This is a genomic window from Ignavibacteria bacterium (assembly GCA_016707005.1).
Classification (GTDB): domain Bacteria; phylum Bacteroidota; class Ignavibacteria; order Kapaibacteriales; family Kapaibacteriaceae; genus UBA10438.
On record JADJIQ010000002.1, the window covers coordinates 723129 to 747580 of the forward strand.

General features: G+C 53.6%; 22 protein-coding genes. 5 read left to right on the top strand and 17 right to left on the bottom strand.

The window, feature by feature from the left end:
- Window positions 1–2: 2 nt before the first annotated feature.
- From mazG to IPI29_05885, 13 genes are read right to left on the bottom strand one after another with little or no spacing between them, the layout of a single operon-like run.
- Window positions 3–803 (bottom strand): nucleoside triphosphate pyrophosphohydrolase, encoded by an 801-nt coding sequence (gene mazG / locus IPI29_05825; GenBank protein ID MBK7412055.1) that lies wholly within the window; start codon window positions 801–803, stop codon window positions 3–5.
- Between the two features lie 5 nt (window positions 804–808).
- Window positions 809–1429 (bottom strand): hypothetical protein, encoded by a 621-nt coding sequence (locus IPI29_05830; protein ID MBK7412056.1) that lies wholly within the window; start codon window positions 1427–1429, stop codon window positions 809–811.
- Window positions 1426–2064 (bottom strand): DUF4136 domain-containing protein, encoded by a 639-nt coding sequence (locus IPI29_05835; GenBank protein ID MBK7412057.1) that lies wholly within the window; start codon window positions 2062–2064, stop codon window positions 1426–1428. Before IPI29_05835 ends, IPI29_05830 begins: the two co-directional genes overlap by 4 nt.
- Before the next feature lie 33 nt (window positions 2065–2097).
- A complete protein-coding gene (locus tag IPI29_05840) occupies window positions 2098–3348 on the bottom strand; it encodes a DUF4010 domain-containing protein (GenBank protein MBK7412058.1) in 1251 nt (416 codons plus the stop codon).
- Window positions 3348–4331 (bottom strand): 1,2-phenylacetyl-CoA epoxidase subunit A, encoded by a 984-nt coding sequence (gene paaA, locus IPI29_05845; protein ID MBK7412059.1) that lies wholly within the window; start codon window positions 4329–4331, stop codon window positions 3348–3350. The genes IPI29_05840 and paaA overlap by 1 nt, the downstream gene beginning before the upstream one ends.
- Before the next feature lie 9 nt (window positions 4332–4340).
- Entirely contained in the window at window positions 4341–4973 is a 633-nt protein-coding gene (locus IPI29_05850; protein MBK7412060.1) for an HmuY family protein, read from the bottom strand.
- The gene (locus IPI29_05855) at window positions 4970–6271 is read right to left on the bottom strand and encodes a vanadium-dependent haloperoxidase (GenBank protein MBK7412061.1); all 1302 of its coding nucleotides are present in this window, start codon (window positions 6269–6271) and stop codon (window positions 4970–4972) included. The genes IPI29_05850 and IPI29_05855 overlap by 4 nt, the downstream gene beginning before the upstream one ends.
- A gap of 41 nt (window positions 6272–6312) precedes the next feature.
- A complete protein-coding gene (locus tag IPI29_05860; GenBank protein MBK7412062.1) occupies window positions 6313–8448 on the bottom strand; it encodes a VCBS repeat-containing protein in 2136 nt (711 codons plus the stop codon).
- Window positions 8366–9268, bottom strand: a complete 903-nt coding sequence (locus IPI29_05865; GenBank protein MBK7412063.1) for a VCBS repeat-containing protein — start codon at window positions 9266–9268, stop codon at window positions 8366–8368. The genes IPI29_05860 and IPI29_05865 overlap by 83 nt, the downstream gene beginning before the upstream one ends.
- A gap of 51 nt (window positions 9269–9319) precedes the next feature.
- Complete coding sequence (locus IPI29_05870) at window positions 9320–10402, bottom strand: LptF/LptG family permease (protein MBK7412064.1); 1083 nt, start codon at window positions 10400–10402, stop codon at window positions 9320–9322.
- Entirely contained in the window at window positions 10399–11274 is an 876-nt protein-coding gene (locus IPI29_05875) for a hypothetical protein (protein MBK7412065.1), read from the bottom strand. The genes IPI29_05870 and IPI29_05875 overlap by 4 nt, the downstream gene beginning before the upstream one ends.
- A complete protein-coding gene (locus tag IPI29_05880) occupies window positions 11271–12572 on the bottom strand; it encodes an oligosaccharide flippase family protein (GenBank protein MBK7412066.1) in 1302 nt (433 codons plus the stop codon). The genes IPI29_05875 and IPI29_05880 overlap by 4 nt, the downstream gene beginning before the upstream one ends.
- Window positions 12569–14311 (bottom strand): heparinase II/III family protein, encoded by a 1743-nt coding sequence (locus tag IPI29_05885; GenBank protein ID MBK7412067.1) that lies wholly within the window; start codon window positions 14309–14311, stop codon window positions 12569–12571. The genes IPI29_05880 and IPI29_05885 overlap by 4 nt, the downstream gene beginning before the upstream one ends.
- Between IPI29_05885 and asnB the strand changes: the two genes are divergently transcribed.
- The gene (gene asnB, locus IPI29_05890; protein ID MBK7412068.1) at window positions 14295–16193 is read left to right on the top strand and encodes an asparagine synthase (glutamine-hydrolyzing); all 1899 of its coding nucleotides are present in this window, start codon (window positions 14295–14297) and stop codon (window positions 16191–16193) included. The genes IPI29_05885 and asnB overlap by 17 nt on opposite strands.
- A gap of 4 nt (window positions 16194–16197) precedes the next feature.
- Here asnB and IPI29_05895 read toward each other — a convergent pair whose 3' ends face one another.
- Window positions 16198–16950 carry a response regulator transcription factor gene (locus IPI29_05895; GenBank protein ID MBK7412069.1) on the bottom strand — a complete coding sequence of 251 codons (753 nt, stop codon included), beginning with the start codon at window positions 16948–16950 and terminating at the stop codon, window positions 16198–16200.
- A gap of 111 nt (window positions 16951–17061) precedes the next feature.
- On the opposite strand from IPI29_05895, the gene IPI29_05900 reads away from it, so the two are divergent.
- Both IPI29_05900 and IPI29_05905 read left to right on the top strand, forming a co-directional pair.
- The gene (locus IPI29_05900; GenBank protein ID MBK7412070.1) at window positions 17062–17985 is read left to right on the top strand and encodes an AEC family transporter; all 924 of its coding nucleotides are present in this window, start codon (window positions 17062–17064) and stop codon (window positions 17983–17985) included.
- Window positions 17973–18758: a hypothetical protein gene (locus IPI29_05905; protein MBK7412071.1), complete on the top strand. Its 786-nt coding sequence runs from the start codon at window positions 17973–17975 to the stop codon at window positions 18756–18758. The genes IPI29_05900 and IPI29_05905 overlap by 13 nt, the downstream gene beginning before the upstream one ends.
- A gap of 8 nt (window positions 18759–18766) precedes the next feature.
- Here IPI29_05905 and IPI29_05910 read toward each other — a convergent pair whose 3' ends face one another.
- Window positions 18767–20884 carry a hypothetical protein gene (locus IPI29_05910; protein ID MBK7412072.1) on the bottom strand — a complete coding sequence of 706 codons (2118 nt, stop codon included), beginning with the start codon at window positions 20882–20884 and terminating at the stop codon, window positions 18767–18769.
- A 195-nt stretch (window positions 20885–21079) separates the two neighbouring features.
- Between IPI29_05910 and IPI29_05915 the strand changes: the two genes are divergently transcribed.
- Window positions 21080–21817: an FkbM family methyltransferase gene (locus IPI29_05915; protein MBK7412073.1), complete on the top strand. Its 738-nt coding sequence runs from the start codon at window positions 21080–21082 to the stop codon at window positions 21815–21817.
- A gap of 2 nt (window positions 21818–21819) precedes the next feature.
- Window positions 21820–22854, top strand: coding sequence for a glycosyltransferase family 4 protein (locus IPI29_05920; protein ID MBK7412074.1), 1035 nt, complete (start codon window positions 21820–21822; stop codon window positions 22852–22854).
- A gap of 2 nt (window positions 22855–22856) precedes the next feature.
- On the opposite strand, the gene IPI29_05925 is transcribed toward IPI29_05920, so the two are convergent.
- Together IPI29_05925 and surE are read right to left on the bottom strand one after the other, a co-directional pair.
- Entirely contained in the window at window positions 22857–23690 is an 834-nt protein-coding gene (locus tag IPI29_05925) for a class I SAM-dependent methyltransferase (GenBank protein ID MBK7412075.1), read from the bottom strand.
- A complete protein-coding gene (gene surE / locus IPI29_05930) occupies window positions 23687–24442 on the bottom strand; it encodes a 5'/3'-nucleotidase SurE (protein ID MBK7412076.1) in 756 nt (251 codons plus the stop codon). Before surE ends, IPI29_05925 begins: the two co-directional genes overlap by 4 nt.
- Window positions 24443–24452 lie beyond the last annotated feature (10 nt).

Below are 24452 nucleotides of genomic sequence, written 5' to 3' on the forward strand. Positions count from 1 at the left end.
CTTCACAGCCCCTTGCCCTTTGCTTCGTCCCAATACGCGTCCATCTCCTCAAGGGTCATGGTATGGAGGTCCTTGCCTGCTTCACGTGCACGGGACTCGATATGTTGGAATCTGCGCATGAAGGCATTGGTCGTTCCATGCAGCGAGTCCTCTGCGATCACACCTTCGTGACGTGCAGCATTGACAAGTGCAAAGAGCACATCTCCGAATTCACGTCGTGTACCGTCGATGTCATTGTTTTCGATCTCTACCTTGAGCTCTGCGATCTCCTCATCTACCTTGGCCCACACATCCTTGCGATCTTTCCAATCGAATCCCACGTTCGCAGCCTTCTCTTGAACACGTTGTGCACGGAGCGCCGCAGGAAGAACACGAGGGACGCCATCCAGCACGGACGTGCGCCCCTCGTTCATCTTCAATCGTTCCCAATTCTGAAGAACGGCATCTTCAGTATCAGCTGTTGCGTCACTGAAGATGTGCGGATGTCGGTTCACGAGTTTTTGGAACTCATTATCGATCACCTTGCGCAGATCGAATGCTCCGCGTTGCTCTGCCATAACGCTATGCATCACAACGTGAAGGAGCAGATCGCCAAGCTCCTTACTTAACTCGCGATCGTCGTTCGCTTCGATGGCATCTACCGTTTCGTATGCCTCTTCAATGAGCAGGTGCGAGATAGAAGCATGTGTTTGCTTCATGTCCCACGGACACTGTTCGCGCAGGATGCGCACGAGCCGAATGAACGCTTCGAGGTACGAAAGTGTGTCATTCGGATCGTCTGGCAACGGAACCGGAGTAGGCATTCTGTTTAATTGCCGAACGTGAAACCGGCGTTGATACTCCAGAACGTGAGTGTGTTCTCGGAAGCACCATAAAGAGCCTGACCTGACGGCATCGCATAGCTGAATCGGGCGGAGAGATCCATCATGGAATTGTATCCCATCGGGATGAGCAATCCAAGACTTGGAGCAACGCCAAAGTGCCAATTGGTTTCTTGGAAACGGACAAGCGACACATCGATAACCTGACTTGACGTAATGGTACCTGCCGCGAGACCAACAAACGGTCGGACGTCACGTGAACCCCCAAAGAGGTATCGTCCGCCAAGCATCATCGTGAACGAGTTCATCGTGTGTACTTGAGTTCCATTGATCGCTCCTTGCAATTCATTGTATTGGAACTGCTGCGTAACACCGCGGTAGACATCAGACCAGAGGTTGTATCCAAGAACGAGACCGCCGCTGATGTGATCGCTGGCCCACCATTGAACGTCGATACCGAATCCGGCCACCGATGTTTCATTGACAAATGAACGGAACTGTCCGGTTGGTGTGGCAACAGACCAGTAGATGCTACCATAATAATCCTGTGCCGAGGCACCAGCCAACATCGTGCTCATAACGGCAAGAGAGAGGAGAAGCTTCTTCATTGTGCATCTCCTGTTTCGAGGTATGGCGATTGAATGAACATCTGATTGATCTTCCCGGCGAGGTAGGTATTGGAAACACCTCCACCAACAAGACCGCTAAGGCTTGCGCCCCAAACGATGCCGCCAGTGTTTCCGCCAATCGATACCGTGCGGTCCACCATGTCAACAGCAAGCGCACCTACATCCCACGTCGTGGTTCCGTAGACAGGATATCCACCGTAGTACGGAGGATAATAACCGCCATACCAGCCCCAATAACCGCCCCAGTAACCGCCATAATAGGTCTCAAACGTGGTTGCTGTTGCCGCCACATAGAGTCGCACATCCGGGTCTGCTGCAACGGTATCTGTAGTGCGTACATAGCCCATGTTGGCCATGTTCGTTGCGATCGTGCTCAGGATAAGAGCATCGTACTTCCGCGTGATGATGGTAGATGTTTCAACATCCACATGCACGATGGTGTCTTGCATGTAGTAGGTACGGTACTTGGTGAAGTCCGTTGATGCATGATGTCCCGTGATGACGGTATCATAGTCTTCAACCGAAAGACCATGAGAAGGATAACATCCCACGGCCACCAACGCTGTTGCGCAGCTTGCTGCACACCAGGCCATGGCCCTCTTGAACGAGTTCATTTGCTAGCTCCGAATATGTGATAGACGGCAAAGTTACAATAGGAGACCCAATGCCGCTGCCGCGAACATCACGGAAAACGATAGTAGCATCCGGAGGAAGAAGCCCCTTGACCCACTGGTCGCGGATAGGACCAGCTTCACGATCATGTTCGCACCAACGGCGATCACGAGAACGACCTGCCCGATCTTGAGATCCATGACTCCGGCACTTACTCTGTCCGCAGCATTCAAGGTGATAGCGTCCACGTCGAGTATAGCACCAAGGGCACTGGTCAGGAAAAGTCCGCCAGTTCCAAGGAGATCATACAGTACCGCTCCGGTGATCGACACGCCAGCCATAAAGACAGCAAACTGTATTGCCGGCCAGAGACGAAGAGGATTGCGAAGAGCCGGCTGGGTAGCCTCTTCTGTCGTGCGACCACGCCCGATAAGCGCACTCATGATGAGACCGGCAACAAAGGCCGGCACAAGTGCAGTGATTGTCATTTGTGCAAGACCTGGAGCCGTGATCAGCAACAGGATCAACATTCGAGGGAACTGGATACTGTTGGCAAGTGTTGCTGCCTGCCACGCGATCGTGAGCCGAGCCGGATTCACTGCCGCCTGCCTCGCGAATGTCTGCGTCATCACGGTCGTAGAGACCATACCGCCGAGTACAGCCATGAGCCACGTACCAAGCCGCGGTCCAAGAAACTTCTCAAGGAAATACCCAACGAATGACACGCCGGTCACGAGGATCACGGCAAACCACAAAGTCCGCGGTGCGAAGAATTCGTATGGTCCGAATCTTCCCTCCGGCAACAAGGGCAGGATGATGAAGATAATGGCGAGGAAACGGATCGTATCCGCAACTTCCTTGTCCGTGATCACTTCCTTGAATACTCGCTTCACGGTGGACTTCGCATCAAGCAACAGCGCCAAGGCGATCGCTAAGGCAACGATAAGCACAACGATGGAAGCCTCTCGTGTGCTACCGAGGACGTAGGTCAGGAGGAACACGGAGATCACGGCGAACTCCGTTGTTACACCAATGTGCGTGTCCGCACGCGGACGATGTACGATCATCAGCGCAACAAGACCCAACATCACAGAAATGCCGATAAGGGGCTCCTCAAGCCGTCCTGAGATCCACCCCATGGCTGCCGTTAGAACGATATCACGCAGTCCGATGGCTGCATGAGACCTGGCCGTTTCACGCTCTGCTCCAACGATCACACCTATAAGTAACGCGATACCAAGTGTGACCCAAGGGAACAGGTCCGTAACGGTCAGGAGCGATGGCACTAGGCTAGTGGCACAACATATCCATCGGTTGGACGAGCCAGGGCCTGGCGTACCCATCGACCATGTTCTTCGGCCATCCGGCGCACGGCAAGTCGTTCTTTATTGCAAGGTCCGTCACCATTGATCACGCGCTTGAATTCATCCCAGTCCGGATCACCGTATGTCCACTTTCCGGTAACAGGGTCTTTTGCAAGTTCTTTGTCGGGAACGGTGAGTCCAAGCTCCCAGATCTTTGGGACGTACTGATTGAAGAACTGCTGACGCATGTCGTCATTGGACGCCATCTTCACCTTCCACTTCATCAACTTCTCAGTGTGCTGACTTGCAACATCAGGCGGACCAAAGAAGTGCATGATCGGACGCCACCAACGGTTAAGGGCTTCTTGCACCATTTCGCGTTGTGTTGGCGTTCCGGTTGCCAATGCCACTACGTTGTCGTAACCATACTTCAAGTGGAATGACTCTTCTTGACAGATCCGTTCGAGTGCTCTGCAGTAAGGGGCATAGGAACCCTTTGAATTCGCAACCTGGTTGATGATCGCTGAAGCATCAATCAACCAAGCGATCACGGCTGTATCTGCCCACGTCAAGGCCGGATAGTTGAAGACGTTCGAATACTTCGATTTCCCGGTGAGCAGATCATCGATCATCTTCTCGCGTGGCTTGCCAAGAGTCTCCGCTGCGCTATACAGAAGCTGCGCGTGCCCTACTTCGTCTTGCACCTTTGCCATCAGCGCCATCTTACGCTTGAAGCCAGGGGCGCGCGTGATCCACGTGCCTTCCGGCAGTGCCCCGATGATCTCCGAGTGCGCATGTTGTTCGATCATACGAATGAGCTGACGGCGATACTCTGCCGGCATCCAATCGTGCGGTTCGATCTTGTCGCCTTTGGCGATCTTCTCTTCGAACTCGGCAAGCTTTTGCGGATCATCTGCTACTTGGTCGGCAGCAGGACCTTCTACGATGCTGATGTTTCCGTACATGATGTTCTCCTATTGGCTCAATTGTGCATAGCGGAAATGATAGAACCCGATCGGAGTCTCCTGCGTTGGTGTTGCGGGAGCCCCCTCATAGATGCTTGTGAATTGGAACTTCACAAGTCTTCCCTTTCGGGTTCGGATGGCGATCACTTTGTCTGGACTTGGCTGAATGGTATGGTTCGGACTGCCTTGATAGATGAAGAGTGCTTCAGAGCCGATCACCTGCTGCGGTACGATCTGTGCAAGAGTGTCGTCGTTCCGCAGAACGGACGATGACGGCAATGCAGTGACGTTCTCGAATCTGCTCTTGACGATCACTCCTTGCGTAGACCCCGGACCAACGTTTCCGGAATTTAGCTGGATCTTGATGACGCGCGTATTCCCGCAACAAAGCAGGTAGGCCATGCGAACATCCCACTCTACGGAAACGGACTTCGCTGCAGGCACCACGGAATCACCGTCGATCGAATAGTAAAGCCACCCTTCAACACTGTCCGGATGCATGTTCTGCTTGGCCACAACGGTGGTATCCACGGGAGTGGTAGGTGCAACAGGGTCGTCTGTACACGCAGCCACCATCATTGCCGTGAGTGTAAAAAGAATTGTCCCGACAATTGTTCTTATCATCATTGAACGTTCGATCACTGTTTCCGAACCTGAACTCGTTGAACAACTGCCTTGCCAATCATGGTTCCGTGTTCGTTGCCGGCATCACATCCTCTGCGATAGTGGATTCCACCGTAGAGTCGACTAACCGAAGCTTCTGCTGCTGCCTCACGGAAGTTCTTGAATGGGCGCGGCGCCCAACCAAACGGCACCTCTGTGCTGTCAACAAAGGCTACGTCGCCAAAGTTCGCCATCAGCACTTCGGCCGCAGCCGCAGTGATCGTGGAGTGTCCGCTGGCATGTTCCGGGAACGGAGGCGTCTGCAGTAGTGGCTCCCAACTGCTCTCGATATACTTGTTGATGTAGGTCACCGGACGGATCAGATTTCCACGGAATTTTTCGGCCCAGCAGGCAGTGAATCCATCGAAGAGTGCAAAGGCGGTCATGGAATACACCTCCATTGAACGCACCATACCTGCTTTGCGATCACGCAATACACGTTCGGTGATATTCATCCAGTGGCCGCCGGGTGAGATCTGACGGGAATTGAAGATGAAGTGACCGTGGTAGTTGGTAAGCACCGGATTGTCATTCCAGAAATTGGCGATCTGGCGCTGTTCTTCCGTGAGCGTCTTCGAGGTCTCGATCACCTCCATTGCAGCTGCATAGAATGGAGATCCCTTCTTTGTGCTGAATGGAATACTCGGAGGCACTGGGAACTCATTCGGTCCGCTCAGTACGATCGTTCGTACTCTGCCGCAATACGGTGAAAGGGGCTTGGCAAAATTCGGCGGTGTTGGGATCCAACACGAGTCGCATCGCGGCCATTCGTAATCCGGCAGTCCTTGTGTCCTAGCATACCCGTCACCCTTTGCATAGGCGTTGATGGACTTGCCCACTTCTATGCCGTAGTCTTTTGATCGAGCGAACACATCCGCAGCCACATCCTTCTCCAATCGCGAGAAATGCACTGCAGCCAGACTGTCTGAAATTCCCGTGCGATATAGCAGCTTGCTGCAGGCCACCTGATAGGCGGCAACGGCGCTTACCCGCCAATCATAGGCGAGCTTTGGATCGGGTTCCGGACACGATGTGAAGCCATTGAGCTTGCCTACCATCGATATGTAGGTGGGTTCGGCGTGATAGGCCGCTTGATATCCAGCCAGATTGGAGTAGGCATGGATCCGCGCTGCGATCGGTGGACCGAATCCATCCTCCATGATCACTTCAATGACACATCGATTCCATTGGTGGGCGATCTCTTCGCCCGATAGCGTTTGTGCAGCGATAGGCCGCGCAAAGGCCACGAATGCAACAAGCAGCAACAGTTGTTTCATGGGCATGAAAATACGGCAGTTTGCGGACTTCTCCGTCCTAATTACCGTCTACGGGTAGGTTGTGGGCTAGCCGTCGGTAAATGGAACAGTCGAGGAGTCCTGTTGTTGACGGACACACAAAGGAGGTCAAACGAACCAGGGACGGGAAGTATTGCCATCCGCCGGACTTCATGTGGGGCATTAAATCCACTTTGTCGTGCCGCCAACGGTGCAAACCCGCCAACTCCGTCGTTCATGAGAACTAGTCCAATACCCGCATCAAAGGCGATGTTATCGGCATCAGCAGTCTTTGTATTCCCTGCCACGATCAGATCCTGATCTCCGTCAAGATCCAAATCCCGCGCCACCACGGCCATAATCGGGGATATCTGCGCTAGATCCGGAAGCGAGTGCGACGTGAATCGCCCCTTCTCATTCACAAAGACGGTTGAAGCAAACTCTCGGGCGAAGAGCTTCTGGGCCGTATCTATTTGCGCTGCTGAAAGAACATCGCCGATTTCCGCCTTCGCATACTGTTCGTAGGTATTGAATTTGCGAGTCATGGTAGGCATATGCTGAATCAGCGTCATCCTTCCGCGTGTGGGCACTCGTTTGCCATCTAGGATCTGCGTCACGATCGGGTCGACCGAACCATTGTCGTCAAAATCACCTACGAAGCAGATAAGGGGCTTATCTGGCTCCGGAGCTACTCTACAATTCAATCCAACATTCCCAGCAATGAGATCCATGTCTCCATCATTGTCAACGTCTGCCGCGTGAATAGCAGACCACCAGCCTTCGTGCCCATCCATCCCTGCCTGGGAGCTGATGTCTTTGAACGACCCCTTGGTGTTCTGCCAGATCCGAGGGGTCATCCAGTCCCCTACAACGACGAGATCTTCATCAGCATCGCCGTCAATGTCTGTCCAGATCGCCCTGCTCGTCATTCCTACATGAGAAAGGCCCGGTGCCGCCGAATCCGTTACGTCAACAAACGAGCCGTTCACGTTACGATACAACACGCTTCGCGCTACCGTAGGGAACTTCCCCGGAACAACCCTACCTCCAATGAACAAGTCGATGTCACCATCTCCGTCATAGTCAGACGGAGCTACACATGAACCAGACTCATTCCCACCGGGAAGACCATTCTTGATCTGCGTGAAATAGCCTTTTCCGTCATTCCTGTAGAGTCGGTCCTCGAGTTCAGGATCACCGGCATCGAACTCATTCCCTCCAGTTACAACAATGAGGTCCAAGTCTTTGTCACCGTCAATATCTACTAAGGCGGCATCAACGTCTTCAGCATCAGCATAGTCCAAGCCGCAGGGCCAGGCCATCATCACTTCACCCGGCTTTTGCCGAAAACACTGCGTTGCTTGATACTTGGGTCCGGTAAGGACAACGTCGGCATATCCGTCGCCATCCACATCACCAACGGCAAGCCCAGGTCCATCCTTTGAAAGGCGATATGGAAGGAGTCTCTCGCGTTTGAAATCGTCGTACGCATTCTCTCGGTGATAGAACGGAATGGTGGCACGACGCAGCTTCCCCATCAGTGATGGCGGAAGCAGAGGAGCCGACCAAGTTGGCGCCGAAGACGGCATTTCAATATTGGCGTAGGTATCAACTGGTATAGAAGCTGATGTACTGACAACACCTGTAGGCCATGTTACGACAATAGAATCGATGTGATCGGTTGTTCCAAGTCCAACGATGAGGCGAACATCGGAGGTCGACAAGAAACCGCGAGCGGGATAGATCTCTCGTGTGAACTTCGAGTCTGGAGTATACACGCGCACACGCGCACCGATGGCAGAGCGATTGGCATCGGGACCCTTGAGAACGAGTCCGATCCAGTGAGCCCCGTTTGCTGTTCGTTCTCGGGTTGTATTGACAAGCAATGAGGCTGTAGTATCCGTGTTATTGACAACAAGATCGAGGTCGCCGTCGTTGTCAAGGTCTCCGTAGGCTGCGCCATTGGATACTTCAAACTCCCTCACGCCATTAGCCTCTCCTGCATCTTCAAAGCGAAATCCGCCGATGTTCCGGAAGTAATAGTCACGCAGTTTCGATTTCGGCATCTTTAGGTAGGCGTTCTTTCTACTTTCGGCATCACCCGAGAAGAGATTGTTCGCAAAGTCCTGATCGCCCATGTCGCGTTTTGTGCCAGAGCCCGTCTCCGTCGATGTCAACAACGTCACTCCCCATGGAGGCCCACGACATGTTGGCCATGGCTTTTACGGAAGAATCTGCGAACGTCCCGTTGCGTTGATTGATCCAGACCTTATCCCGCTCTTCAAAGTCATTCGTCACAAAGATGTCCGGCCATCCGTCGCCATTGAGATCGCCGATGCTGGCGCTGAGCCCATACCCTTTATCAACAATCCCACTCCGCTGTGTGGCCTCAATGAACCGTCCGCCCCCTTTGTTCTCAAACAAACGATCACTGATGCCCGGATTGAGATAGCCCTGTCTGCGGGGCTCGCCGCTATTGACAAGGAAAACATCCAGATCGCCGTCCCGATCAAAATCTAGCGCACTTGCACAAGTGGAGAATGTCGCAACGGACAAGGCAGAGCCTTGGGATCGATCTATGAACGTACCGTCTCCATTATTTACGAACAAACGGTTAGCAAGGTATCGCCTACAGACATAGACATCCGAGTACCCATCTCCGGTTAGATCTGCGATCAAAACACCGGTGTTGATACCGTTGTCAATGATCTGAAGTCCGGTTGAAGTGGTTACGTCCTCAAACTGCAGGTCTCCCACATTTCGGAAGTGAGATATCCCATTCGACGTGCTCGTAAACACCACGTCCTGCAGTCCATCACCATCAAGATCAGCAATGCCCACCCCACCGCCGTTATAGGCGTAGAAATCAGCAAGCACGTTGAACGTGTCGGATTCAACGATGTCGTTGCGGAACGTAATGCCCGACTCTTTTGCTGACCGCTTCGAGAATGTCTGTGCATAGACATGCCCCTGCAGCATGATCATTACGATCAGCATCATGAAAACTGTCTTCAAATGGAACCCCTCGCCGACGTGTGTATCATGAACCTATCAAGCCCGGGTCCTGGCCAACACAGCCAGCCCGATCACTAAGAATATTGCGTTCGCACTCCATCCAATCACTTCAACGGGAAGATCAACAGCCGCACCGGCTGCCTGACTGATCTTTGTGAATGCAATGTACGTAATCGCAATGACCATGGCGGCCGCGATGTTTACGGCCATTCCCCCCCGCCGCCGAACGGATGCAAATGGAATGGATATGAGAACTACGATCAAATTCACAAATGGGAATGCCCATTGACCCGAAAGATCGATCTCTTGACGCCTCGTGTCCTTGCCGCCTCGTTTCAGGGTTTCGATGTAGTCCTTCATCTCCGGGAACGTCATCTCCTCAGGATTGAGTTGCAGCTTTGCTATTTGGTCATGACGGATCGTGAAAGGGGCTTTGAACTGCCGTAGTATCTCAATAGCAACGCTATCCGGATAGAACGTGCGCTTGGTTGCCAACGGCATCACCCAAAGAGCGGAGGTAGAATCCCATTCCATTGAGTCTGCATCGATACGCCATTGCTGACGCGGCATTTCTGCCGAGCCGAACTCCTCAACGGCCACGCCAGTGCCTACCTTGTTCTGGGCATCATACCGCCTGAGCGAGACATTCATCGATGGACTCTCTCGGAAGAAGAGATCCTGAAGAGACGACGGGCCATTCTCGCTTGCAAGGAACTTCCGTTCGATAGCAAACCTCTCCGTAGCGGCCCTTGGTGCGATCCAGCCGTTGAAATACATCTGCGCTATGCTCATCACAAATGCAAATGCGAGAATTGGTAGGAGAAAGCGGATCGGTCCTTGCCCTCCCGATCGCATCGCCGTGATCTCATTGTTGTTGCTCAAGCGGCCCACTGAGAAGAGACCGGCAAGCATGAGCGCAACCGGATTCACCAGCTCAAGGATATACGGTAGAAATGCGAGGTAGAACCTCACGATCATCTCGATCGGCGTCTTGTTGTCGATAAACTTGTCGAGTCTCTCAAACAGATCGATGATGATAAAGATCGAACTCAATGCAACTAAGGCGAAAACGAACGTCACCACAAATTGCCGAAGCACGTACCGGTCAAGGATGTTCATTGTCTGCGTGTTGCCCCTCGTACAGAGATGGCAGACTGCCACCAACTCAACGCGATGCCGGCAATAACAACAAACGACGTCCAGGCAACGATCTCCGTGATTCGAACGGTCTGCAGCCACGCAGCGTGCTGCAATGCATAGGGCCGGGCAAGCAGCACGACACCTGAACCAAGCGCAAGACCAATGGCACCTGCAACAAGACCCACGATGAGGTGCGGCGCGGCTATCCACGATGTGGAAGCACCAAGTAAGGCTGCTACCCGAAGATCCGAGCCGGCACGATGGATCTCAGCACGAAATGCATAGGTAACGGACAGGAAGAAGAGAATGAGACTCAGAATGCCGGCAACCCCACCAAAGACGATCACATCCCGACGTCCGGAGTCGAGCATTTCAACATAGGCCCGAGGCCAGACGATACTTGATGTAGCTTCCGGATATATGTCCTTGAGCGATCGAACAAAACGATCCGTTGCCGCCAGCGAGACCATGTTCGGCCGAAGATTGAGTCGCAGGATCGTAGGCACAGAGGCAACTTCTCGCAGGTCATCAGCCTCTAGCCGCATGTCATGAGCGAACTCACGCCAAACGGCGTCGCCACTCATAAGCCGAACACCGATGATCGACGGGCGCTTGCGCATGTCTGCAGCCATCGCTCGTATCGCAACATCAAGGCTATCGTTTGGTCCGATCACATCCACGGACATCTCCATGGCGCGTCGGTCAAGATCGCGCCACACTGCAACGCCCCATACTGCCCCGGACAGACACCACACGGTACCGATGAATGCAACAAAGATCATGCGGACCACCGGACCCTTGCGCCGAGTGAGGAGTCTTCCCGCCCCCTGCATATGGAACCAAAGGCTCATATCCCCTCCCTACGACGGATGAAGGCATGGCGTACATCGCCGAAGGCTCGACCCAATGCACGTAATGGGAAGTGAAGTTCTCGGCGCACGTGCATTGTGCAGAGAATGCCAACAACGATGGTGTTGGCAACAAGTCCAAGTCCAACGAAAAGGGGCTCACCAAGCTCTCCAACCACAAAGAGGACGCCACCGGCTACAAGGAGTCCAACAGCAGAGTATCGGACGATGGCCGTGCTCCGCCCCATAGCCGCAATGATACTACTCATGAGGACGAAGGGCATTCCAAGTGCGGCAATAGAAAGCACGTTGAAGTGATCTACGGCAGCCGCATAATTATCTCCAAGGATAGGAATTATCATCCTGCTCAATCCAAGCTCTAACACAACCACGGCGATGATCGTTGGGATGAGCGTGATGCTGATGGCCTTGGTGATCAGGATCTGAAGATCTTCCATACGATGTTGGGTGTACATCCGCACAGCAGCCGGGTAGAGCAACGTTGTCACTGCATCAAAAGCCTGTTCAAAGAACCGGTACAGATTCTTTGCCGGGTTGTAGACCCCAACAACACCAACACCGAAATAGGCGGCGATCACATACACGTCGAGTTGACGTGGCGCAGAGTTCAATGCCGTGGCCATCGCAAGGGGCACGCCATAACGCAGGTAGGTCCCGAACGAGATAGAACCCGACCATCCAAAGATCAGATCCTTACGAGTAAGCGCCATTGTCGCGAGCGAGCTGGCAGCCATACCCGCAAAATCGATGAGGACGATATCACTGAGTGAGTGGAGCGAATCATTGGCAATAAACCAGAACGTCATGGCCGTCCGCACACCGAACCAGATCGCATCTGCAACGAACAGATCCTTCATCCGCATCTCGCGGTAGATGATCTTCAGGCAGAACATGCGAGGCAGGGTAAGAAGGCAATACAGCGGAAGCAACGTAGCTACAACACCGAACTGCTCTACGCGGAAGACATGAACCAAGGGTTCGCGAAGCAGGAAGATGCCGAGCGCGGCACTACCTACCACGGCACTATGTATGACCAGCGCCATGAGATTCACGCGTTTGCGTTCGTTGGGATCAACTCCGTATTGGATGATGCCTGCCAACGCCGATCCATCGGAGACGATCATGATCCAGGTATTCAACGCCACAAGGAGTGTGAATACGCCATAGACATCTGCCGGCAGGGCTGCGATCTGCACGAATTGCACCAAACCATAGGCCACGTAAAGGACCTTATCAGCCAGCGACCACGTGATCTTCCCAAGATGAGCCGTTAATTTCATGCTGCGAAGTTAGACAGCGTCCACGAGAGTGCGTTGGTTCGTATGCGAAGACACAGCGCCACGCGGGTTTCTGCGAAACACGGCGAGATCATGGATCTATCGACAATCATCGTCCCGTTGTCCCATGTAAGGAGGGCCGATGTTTTGCGACCGCGCAGGATGGCCTTGTTGGCATCGAGCTCCACTTCGACCCCTTCACCGAGGGGAAGCACCCATTCGGCCATTGGATCCTTCGCCGTTGGCGTGTATACGTCCCGCACAGAAAGATGATCTTCTCCCAAGGCAACGTGACGTTCATGTCTACGTCCGTCTTGAGCACTCACGATACCATGCCAGACCGAACCCGTATTGGCAACTACCTCCGTCTCAAGTTCGTCATCCAAGAGCCAGAACATCCCTTCCTCGCCGGGTGGCATAAATGCTTGTTCAGACGATACCGACCACATAGTGGCATGTTGGTGAACGGACCGTTCGATGTCTCGCTGAATTGGGTCTGAAGTGTAGCAGGACGTTCCGGGGTCTACGACGAATGGTTCGCCCCCTATCGAGACGGTGATGGAATTCTGATCGTTATGGGCATGACCACCCTTGCCGAACTGACCAACGGGTCCGTTCCGAAGGGAAGTGATCATCGAGCCACTGCGTCTGATGGTGAGTCCAAGATCCGGCGCAACGAGGTCTTCATCCCCCACATCTGCCGAACCGCACATTCGCGTCCCAACATCGTAGAGGTAATCAAGGTCGGGTGTAAATCCAGTGAGTTTCATCGCCAACCCGTCATCGTTGTCGCCGATAAGGGGCATGCCATGTTGCTCAAGGTTGCGGCACCGCTCCACAGCACCGCCGATCTTTGTGAGTTCATCCGGAGAAAAGGCACCAAGCGCTGCAGCCTGAACGAAGAGGTCCGTTACCTGACGATGATACCCGGTGCTCCCTTCATTGGCCATCCCGTCGGGCAAGATCTGTCGATACAGTTCCTTGCTCAGTTCATTCGCAGCCAGATCACTCCAATGTGCAGCTGCCGGCTCACCAACGAGGTAGATGCCTGCCGCACGTATACCCAGGAGATTGGCTGCATAGTGTGACGTAGAAAGTCCGCCGCGAGATTCCCTGCGCGCCACAACACTCCGTGCATGGTCAACGGCATAGGCCGCCACACGATGTTCACCCTCGGCATGTTCCCAGCCACTTCGCCGGGCCCAATCCCATGCAACGAGCATTGAATGAAGTCGGATTCCGGTACCCATCGGGAATTGCCAATGGATGCCATGTTCGGCCGGCGTGGTGCGCATAAAGGTGGAGATCTCGTCGAACAAGAGATCGCACCATTCATCGCGATGCTCACGGTCGATATGCGCAGCCAGTGCATAGGCGCACCAGTGGTGCATTCGACTGAGCTCATGGACGGACCGTGTATCAACACCCGTCGGGTCCGGATCGCCCACCCGCCAATGCCCTATTCCGTAGGCTCCAACCACTCCCATCCGCATGGACGAGGCAAACGCCAAGACGTCCGAGCTGTGCGCCGCAAACCACGAAGCTGACGGAAGTGGAGTTACGCCTGTTCGAAGGCTGCGTCCTTCATGGACGTGCGTAGGCAGCTGCCTGCGAAGCATCCTCACGAGGAAACGTTCGCGCAGGGCATCGCGGACCTTTCGAACCACGAATGGTCTCATCGGTCCGAGAAGAATTCGGACTCTCCACGGAATATTCATCGGTACAATGTACTTCTTCGGCAACAACTTCGTCTCACGCCTGCATTACTCCTTCCGTAGATTCGTTGCCATGTGTGGAATTGCCGGACTCGTAGATGAACGCCTTGGAACATCGGATATTGCCGATGTTGGTGCCCGTATGCTGGAGATCATGGCCCATCGTGGTCCTGATCACCGCGGAACATGGGCTACACCGCCGGTTTTTCTCGGTCACAACCGACTGAGCATCATCGACCTCTCCAGCGGGTCGAACCAGCCGATGACCGATGCGGGCCTTACCATCACCTACAACGGCGAGGTCTACAACTACCTCGAGCTACGCTCCGAACTGGAACGAGACGGGTACTCGTTTCGCACTTCCGGCGATACGGAGGTCATCCTCAACGCCTATCACCGCTGGGGGCCTTCATGCGTTGAACGATTCATCGGCATGTGGGCATTTGCCATCTGGGACGAGGCGAAGCGCGAGCTGTTCTGCTCTCGTGACCGATTTGGAATAAAACCATTCCACTACATCGAACGCGACGGACGATTCCATTTTGCTTCAGAGATCAAGGGGCTTCGTGTTTCGCCCCTTTATCGAGGCGGGATCAATGAGTCGCAAGTTGCACGCGGACTCTATCTGGGATGGATGCAGCATTGGGAGGAGACGTACTTCACGGATATCAAGGCACTTCCCGCCTCGCACAATTGCGTGTGGAAGAACGGGACGTTGCGGATCTGGTCCTATGCAGACATCGATACGTCAACACAGAACACATCGTCGTTTGAAGAGAACAGCTCTGCATTCCGGGAGTTATTCGTCGACGCTGTACAACTGACCGCGCGACGTGATGTGCCAATGGGGATCTGTCTCAGTGGTGGACTCGACTCAACGTCTATTGCCAGTGTTCTTGCATCATCGACGGATGAACACTCCATCAAGACGTTCACTGCGTTCTACACAGGAAAGGGGAATGTTGACGAGCGTCCGTACATCGATCATGTGCTGGCGAAGTATCCGCAGATTTCACCTCACTACATCTCGCCCACAGATACCGATGTAGCGCAGGCCTTCGACAGAGTCACGTGGATGATGGATGCTCCGATGCCTTCATCGTCCTACATCTCGCAGTACTTCGTGATGCAGCTTGCATCGCAACACGGCGTTAAGGTGGTTCTGGACGGTCAAGGCTCAGATGAGATCATGGGCGGATATATGCATTCCTTGTATCGCGTGATCGCAGACAAGATCCGCAGCGGCGACCTTAGCGGAGCGGTGCGAGAGGTGAATGCACATGCAACACGTCAGGGATATGGAGTCCGCCGGAAGCTCGACATCGTCGCCAAAAGTCTGCTCTCGGCATCACGAGACGAGCCGGCATTGTATGCAATGGAGTTTGCGCGAACCTATCCATGGATCATGGCGCAACCGGCCGCATCGTATCCTATCCACCTCGAGATGCCATCGGGACCACGTCTCAACGCCTTCCTTTACAACCTGGTGCGGGTGACATTGTTGCCAACCCTGCTGCACACGGAGGATCTCAACGCGATGGCCTTCAACATTGAGAGTCGCGTGCCGTTTCTCGATCATCGCCTTGTACAGTTGTGTTTTTCCATGCCGAACGAACACAAGGTTCATCTTGGAGAGACCAAGCGCGTGTTGCGCGCCGGTATGCGGGGCATCGTGCCTGATGCCGTGCTGGACCGAAAGGACAAGACCGGCTTCATCACGCCCGGACACATCGCTTGGTTACGTGGCCAGCTCAGCCATCTGCTTGAAGGCGATTGGAAGGAGCTCGACGGATACGTTGTTCGTCCGGAGCTCATGAAGGTACTTGCCGGATATCGTCGCGGCGACAACCGCAACGCGCTCTTCGTATGGCGTCTGGCAATGCTTCGTGCATTCCTGCGCACCATCTAGCCCCCTACCGTCTCCGAACCACATTCAGCGCCTCGAACAGAACATCGCGATACCGTTCTGACACATCGATCTCGTCTCCGTTGCTCATCAGGATCCGCGCCGTCTTCCCACGCACTACCTTTCGAACATGCAGCAGGTTCACGAGATTGGAGCGGTGCACGCGCAGAAAACCCGAACGTTGCAGGATCACTTCGTACTCTCCTATCGTGCGCGAGAGCAAGAGTGCCGGGTCGCGCTCAAAGATCACACGCGTGTAATTCCCTTCTCCGTGAAGATGAACGATCTGTTCTCGCGGACGGATCTCAATGCCCGACGTAACGGGCAGTGCGATCACATTGGCTTGATAGGGGGCTTCGGGGATCGGCTCTTGCAGTTGCATTGCATAGGAATACCGTGCGATCCGACGCGCGCATCGGTCGAGTGCCGAATAGAGATCCTCCGTTGAACATCGATCCATCAGATAATGCACGGCCCCTGCTTCAAACGCAAGGACGGCATAGGTGGGCTCTCGAGACCAACACACCAGAACGGGCATGAGTCCCATCTCCGTACGCCATCGCACGAGCATTTCGCCTTCGTCGATCGCCGGATCATACAGCACAAGATCGGGTCGAGCTGATCTGATCAATGGACCCACCTCGTTCATATCCGACGTTGATCCGACAAGGACCACATCATGCGTTGAATAGGTCAACATTTTTGATTGAGCATCCAAAGCATCTGTCTTGCCGAGGACGCACAATGTTCGGACCTGCATGAGAACCTCCATATGTTGTTGCCGTGTGGAGCTGATGGTCCAAACTATGCCTGTAGATGTCAGAGTGCCATTACACACATACCAGTCCACTTACATCGTAGTTTGTCGCGCATGGTCAACGTTTTTGCAACCCTTGGTGTTCTGCTCGGCTGTGGGATCATCTACAGACAGCTCCCTCATGTTCCGGATCCCATGGTGGTTCGGACCAGCATCGGCTCCATCGTTCTGAACATCTTCGTACCGCTACTCACCTTTGGCGTGTTGGCCACAGCGCCTATTGGGAGCGACATTTGGTCGGTACCGCTGGTCTCGATCGTTTCCGTAGCCGTCGGCTTTGGGCTGTCGTGGATCATCTTTGCCCGACTCCTTCGTACCCACCTCAGTCCTCCAGTGATCGGCTCCCTCATCGTTGCATCAACGTGGTGCAACGCCATGTACCTCGGACTGCCGATCACGACTGCTGTTGTTGGTGACCATGTAGGCAGGGTGCCGATCCTCTTCGACTATCTCGGCATGACGCCGCTCCTCTTCACGTTGGGGACCATCGTCTGTGTTGAATACGGCACGCGTGGTCAGAAGCACACAATTGGCGAAGGTCTGCTGCAGGCGTTGCGTATGCCACCAACCCTTGCTGTTGTTGCAGGGCTTGCGGTGAATATCCTACACATCCCGATCGCCCCCTTCATACTCGATGCATGCACAACAGCCGGCAAGGTGGTTGCGCCGTTGATGTTGTTCAGCATCGGACTCGCATTGCGCTTGCCACGGTTGAGAATGTTGCCCGTGCTTGTACCGGTTGTTGTCATTCGTTTGGTTGCTGTGCCGCTTGCCGTTTATTGGCTTGCTGTGCGTATTACGCCGGATGACGATGTGTTACTCGCTACCATGCTCGAAACTTCGATGCCAACAATGATGCTCACCATGGTCTTTGCCGATCGGTACGGACTTGATGAGTCGGCTCTTGCCCAAGCAATCCTTGTCACCACGATCATCTCAATGATCACCTTACCAACGGTTGCACAATGGAAGTTCTAACCCTTCACATCGCCAACGGCGACATGGATGTTCCGCGACTTCAACAGCGCGGCTATGAGCACATCCGTGTCTGGCGGGAAGCACTTGCCGATGGGCCCGTTAGCCCACGTCCGGCAGAACTATTCCCTCTGCGCAGGACCTTCGTTACAACCGCCTACAGTTCTTCCGAGGATGAGTACCGTCGCGTCGTTGAGCAGGAATTCTCCATCATCATCGATGCCACATGGGACGAAGTTGTATTGCACTTCGACACCGATCTCTTCTGTTGCGTGAACTGTCTCTTTCTGATCTCCCAGCTTGGTTCAGTGCCGCGTCTGGTGTGGGATCTTCGTTCCCGCAGCATTGAGCTCACCACGATGGACCGCGCCTATCTCGCTTCCTGTTGGCGTGCCTATGCCGGGTCCGACCCAACGATGATCGAAGATCTGCTCAGACAAACTCCGCCTGCACTTTCTCATGTCGCTATTGCATTGAGAGCTCATCTCGAGCGATTCCCGAACAACAAGACCAAACTCGGAAGACCCCAAGAACTCGTTGAAGAACTTCTTGCAAGGGGGCTCACCGAACCCGAAGATCTTGTGCAGGCTTTCATCGCCCTCGACGCCAACGTCTATGGATGGGGCGACGCACAGATCCTACGAGAACGTCGAGCTCTTGAATCAAGGCAGAGCGGCAACATCGCCACCCACATTGGCGGTGTATCACAACGAACAACGGGCCCGCACTGGCAGTGGGACCCGTTGAAGAGACGACTTGTATGGTCGGAAGAATAGTCCGGCTATCAGCGCGAGATCACAAGAGGGACAGTAAATGCACCCCGTGCATCCATGATCACAACCTGATACATGCCAGCCGACAGTGATTCCAATTGCAAATTCACCATCGAACTCCCCGCAGGGATAGTGAAGCGAGAAGATACATTTCCCTGCAGATCCACGATCGTACACGAAACGGCGCTTTGAAGCGGGCTTGGAAGAACTAGTTTCGCGATATCGGCCGATGGAGTTGGGATGATGGAGGCCGACGTGATCATCGGCAATTCCTGATCTTCATCCACATCGGAGATTAGTCCATCGCAACCCTCTATCTGAACGGACAACAATTCATGCGTCTGCGCAGAGAAGCCGGTTGAAGAGGTGAATCCTAGATACGCCGCACCATCCTCGCGAAGCCGAAGGATCTGATTCATATCGATGCTATCAACGGTGAGCACCGGCGTTTCCAATACCGGCGTTGTCCCACAATACACATGCAGGAGCTTACCCTCGAGCTTCACACGTGCATGATACACCGTACCATCGGCAACAAATGGCGGGAATCCCTCCGAGGTGATCCCCTTGAGATATGGCGCCACGTGCCACGGCCTGAGAATGTTTCCATCACCAACCTGCACCGCGATATGACTCGGTGTAGGATCTGAAAACGCAGCATTCCGATACGCATCGAATTCAATAGCAAGACCATGCGGGATCTCGTTGTATCCGATCCCATCTCCAGGAAGTCCGACTGCAGCGCGTGTTTCATTCTGAAGAACCATCACCACTCCATCAGCACCCTGAGGGCCATTATCTATCTGCCCATTGTCACTTCCATTGGAAAGTCTGAATGAGAACCGTACATCAAAACCACTGGCAACAGGAACGCGATCGCGAACCCAAGCAGCCCCTGCCTGATATGGAATAGACTGCGTCATCTCAAGCCGAGGCGCTTTATAGATTGTGCTCCCTATGCGTCGCATCGTTGAAAGCGCAATAGTCGAGCTACCGGCACAGCTATCTTCAAGAACTTCGATGGTAGGGGTGTTCCTGGTAGAATAGTCGTTAACAGGAGACAAACCAGAAATGACGAAGGCTCTTGTGCGTCCACTAGCAACTCTAACAACAATCATTTGGGAAAATGCACGCGCATAATTGAGGGAAGGTGCTACAGACGAGGTATTTGTTGTGAGATCCAACCACTCACATGAGCTACCATACCTTACGTTGTCAAGTAGTCCAGAAGTCACCAACGCCCGAGAGTCACCCCATGCACCCAATGTGTGCCATTGGCGTCCTTCGATCAAGGTCGGTCCTTTCGCTACCTCTCCTAGGTAGTTAACGATCCAGGTTTTCCTCGATGTTGTAAAGGGATTTTCACCTGTTGCGCCACTGCAGACAAGCACAGATCCATCTGTTAGTACCGTCAACTTCGGAGCTACAGGTGCATCATCAAACTCTAGATCCAATGGCCATGAATCTGTTTGCGAACTGTATCGAATAGACTGCCTTTGCCGGTCGGAATTGGGGCCATAAGCTCGGAACCCCCAGAACGAGGGTCCTCGCCCTTCTGGATTTATCGATACGGCGGAATTCGCCATTGACGGGAGGTTGGCAATCTTCCGCGATTGGCCGGTTGAAATCGTAAAGATCTCCGCGCTAGAAGAGCCAAATCCGCCGATGATAAGGACTTCGTCTTCGTTTAGGAAGTCTGCACTGTGTTGTCGTCTGCCATCTTCCATTTGACCTATCACTGACCAAGTATTGGTTGCGACATCATAGCGCTCTACAACTTTCGACGGTCCCAAGTTTGAGTTTCCACCGAACACAAGGATATCTCCATCCGGAAGATCCAACGCGGGGAACTCTGTTCTATATGTGGCCATACTTGGCCCAGGAGTAACTTGACCCGTTTGTAGATCCACGATCTCAGTAGTGTTCGTCGGATTACCATCTAGGATGCCATAGGAGCCAACATATCCGCCTATGACCAATATTTTGTCGCCATTCAGATATCTTGCGACATGATGGTGCCTACCTTGTTCAAGGTTTGCGAACACCCTCCATTGATCCTGAGCGCTAACGGCTACTGCGAAGAAGCCCAATGCCAAAAGGATACCGATTTGCTTGAATTTCTTTTGCACGATGTCTACCCCTCGATTGTGCGATAATCTGAACTAAAGGACCTTTAATACATGCTTACCGGATTGCTCAGATCAATCACCAGATTGTTCCCGATCGAACGAGGGAAGTTTAGGATTCTAACTGAGATCTATTTCCGATATGTAGCTCCGACTAGACAAACCTTTGTCTTGACGAAATTACGTTATGGAATTCAAATGCGACTGGATATCACTGAATTCCTACAAGCTCATCTCTATCTTTTTGGGAGTTACGAGCTACCTACCGTGCGATTTATTCGTTCGGTGCTCAGATCGGGCGATACCGCCTTCGACATCGGAGCTCAGATAGGGTACCTAACCCTTGCAATGGGCACTACTCCAGTCAAACCATTGCAAATTGTTTCATTCGAACCCGAGTCACATAACATTGAGCGACTCCGCGAGAACGTGGGCTTGAACCCGGGCGTGAAAGTCACCATCGTCGAAAAGGCCGCTTCGAACGTTAACGGAATGTTGCGCCTGTATCTAAGCCATGATCACAACTCCGGCACTCATAGTACCATCCAGAATGGCATGAATGTATCATCAGAGTTCGTTGAGATTCCGTCTGTCACTCTTGACACCTACGTGTCCGAGAACAACATCTCGAGCCTGCGCCTCATGAAGATCGATGTTGAAGGGGGCGAGTTAGAGGTAGTGAAGGGTGCAGCACGAGTCCTGCGCGAGCTTCGACCGATAATCGTAATGGAAATGAGTGATGCACTTCAGGCAGCCCGGGGGTTCAGTACACCTGAATTCAAGAAGCTTCTTGCGACTGACGGTTACCACTCATTCACTATCAATGATTCCGGGACGTTAAGGCCCTCTGATGTCAATGCGACTCATGCAATGGAGAATGTTGTGTTTCTCCATGAAAGCCAACTTGTTGAAATGGATAAGATCATTAGACCTTGAGCATGATCAACATCCGCCTCCTTTGTCCGTTTCCTCCTCCGTTTGGCGGTGTGGCGCTTCATTGCATTCGGCTCCTAGAGTCGTTGCGGGCTCATGGAACAGTGGCAACCGGACATTCTTTAGGGGGCGTTCCTGACAACGTTCAAGGCGTAACAAAGCTCGGACTTGGGTTCTTTCTCTCTCGCACCTTGGTTCATTATCACACCGATGAGGGGAATCATCGGTGGATGCGGTTGTTCTCACGGATCTGGCGGCTGACGCGCACGCCGTACGTTGTTACGGTACATTCATTCCGATATCGCGCTGAGTTTCAGGATCCTCGGGTGCTTCGCCAACTCTCCGTTGCATTTGCGCATGCCAAGGCTGTGATCGCAATCAGCTCGGAAGTTGCGGATGCCTTGGAGTCTACACTCGGCTTTCGACACAAACGCACTCGAGTTATTCCGTCGAATCTGCCCCTCAGTGCTTGGGAAGTAGCGTCGCCACTTCCGACTGATGTGGCAGAAGCTTGGCAACGTGCGCCGGTACGGATCCTTGCCAATGCCGGACGTGTTGTAGCGTATAACGGACGTGATCTGTACGGGCTCGATGTACTTGTCTTAGCATTCAGTTCGATCCAAGATCCGGACTCTGCACTTTGCATTGCCGTTGGTGACGTGGTCGATACCGCTCTTTGGCAGAACGTACTTGCCATGGCTTCGAATGATGCTCGCATCACCTTTGTGCGCAGCCTCAATGGTCCACTCGCCCCCTTCGTCCAGCACGCACACATTGTGGTTCGGCCTACACGTACGGAAGGCGGCCCTTCACTCACTCTCAGCGAAGCTCTCGAACTGGGCAGATGGGCTGTTGGGTCCGATGCCGTGCAGCGACCCGACGGTACGGTGCTCTTCCGCAATGAAGACCCAGTCGATCTCTCGCGTGCTCTACATCAGTGCATCGCAGATGCACGGCGAGGCCATATGCCCCCGGCGATCACGCCGAATACCGACGCTGTAGAGAAAATCATGAATCTCTATCAGCGCGTATCAGTGTGAAGTCAGTTCTTCGTCAAAACCACACACACGCCGGCGGAGGTGTAGATCTTCATTCCGGACATGGAGATCGGCTTGTCGCTGTAGCTGCCGTGAGCCAGGGCATGTTTGACGGTATTCATTTGCAACAGCGTGCGTGAGATCTTGCCGAGTCCTGTCTTCCCAACAATGCGGTCGTTGAAGAATGGCTCTTCATAATCACCGAAGTAGACACGCTCCCGCTCAACAAGGCCGGAGGCTTTTACGATGCGCTCATTGAATGATGCAACGTCGTAGTGACGTTGGAAGAAGACCGGCTTTGATGTGAACTTCTCGCCGTAGACATCCTGTTGAAGAAACCAATCGCGAGCGTGGCCTTCGTTCAAGGGAGTTGTAAGCAGATAGATGCCGCCTGGCTTGAGCAGTCGAGCGCTCTTCTCCATTGCGACGGAATCAAGAGCCCCTTCAAAATGTTCGATCACACTAATGTTGGTGATCACGTCGAATGATTCGGGCTCGAGTTCGGCTTCGAGGAAGTCGCGGACAACCACATGGAATCGCTTTGGGTCGAGGCCCAATTGCCGTGCGTATTCGTTCTGCTTCTCCACCCAATTGAACTTGTCGAGGCAGGTAACGTCCCAGTTGGTTTTACTGGCTACCCACGATGGAAAGATGGACGGGCCGGTGCCGATGTCGAGGTATCGAAGGGGCTTATCGAACAACGGCTGCAACTTTTCTGCCAGCAACGGCAGTTCAATGGCGCGCTCGTAGCCGAAACCTTTGATTCGATACAGAAATCGCAGTCGCTTTGCATGGGCATCGATGCTGCGAAGAAGTTCGGCATTGATAGTAGACATCATACGAATTGCTCCCGGAGCGTCTCGAGTAGCGCGAAGTTTGTGAGTTCATAATGGATGGGTGTGATCGATGCCCATCCGTTGGCAACCACGATGTCGTCGGCATCCTCAAGCTCGGTGACGGTAACGAAGTCTCCTGTGAGCCAGTAGTAGGGCTTGCCATGTGGGTCTAAGCGAACGTCATATCGGTCCTTCCACTCACTGTGCCCTTGACGGGTTACACGTAAGCCTTTGAATTCTGCTTTGGGGATCGGCGGGACGTTTACATTCAACAACGTGCCGAGTGGTAGGTCGAGGCTGTGCAGTCGGGACGCAACGTCATAGGCCACTTCTGCCGCCACCGACATATCGGCGGATTCATCGAACGTTGCAAGAGACACAGCCATCGATGGGATGCCCATGAGTGTGCCTTCTGTTGCCGCACTCACCGTACCTGAGTAGATGGCGTTGACGCTGGTATTCGATCCGTGGTTGATGCCGCTTACGATCATGTCTGGACGCTCGTTCAAGAGCGTACTCACGCCGAGCTTCACACAGTCTGCCGGTGTGCCGTTGATCGCCCATCCGATCACTTCGCCGTCCCTGCTAAATGGAGTAGCACGTAGGGGGCTTGCCACGGTCAACGCATGTCCAACGGCACTCTGTTGTCTGTCCGGTGCGATCACAACAACATCGCCGAGCCGACGCATTGCTTGCACCAGAGCGTGAATGCCGGCCGACTCGATACCATCATCGTTCGTGACAAGAATGCGCATGCAGGAGCCC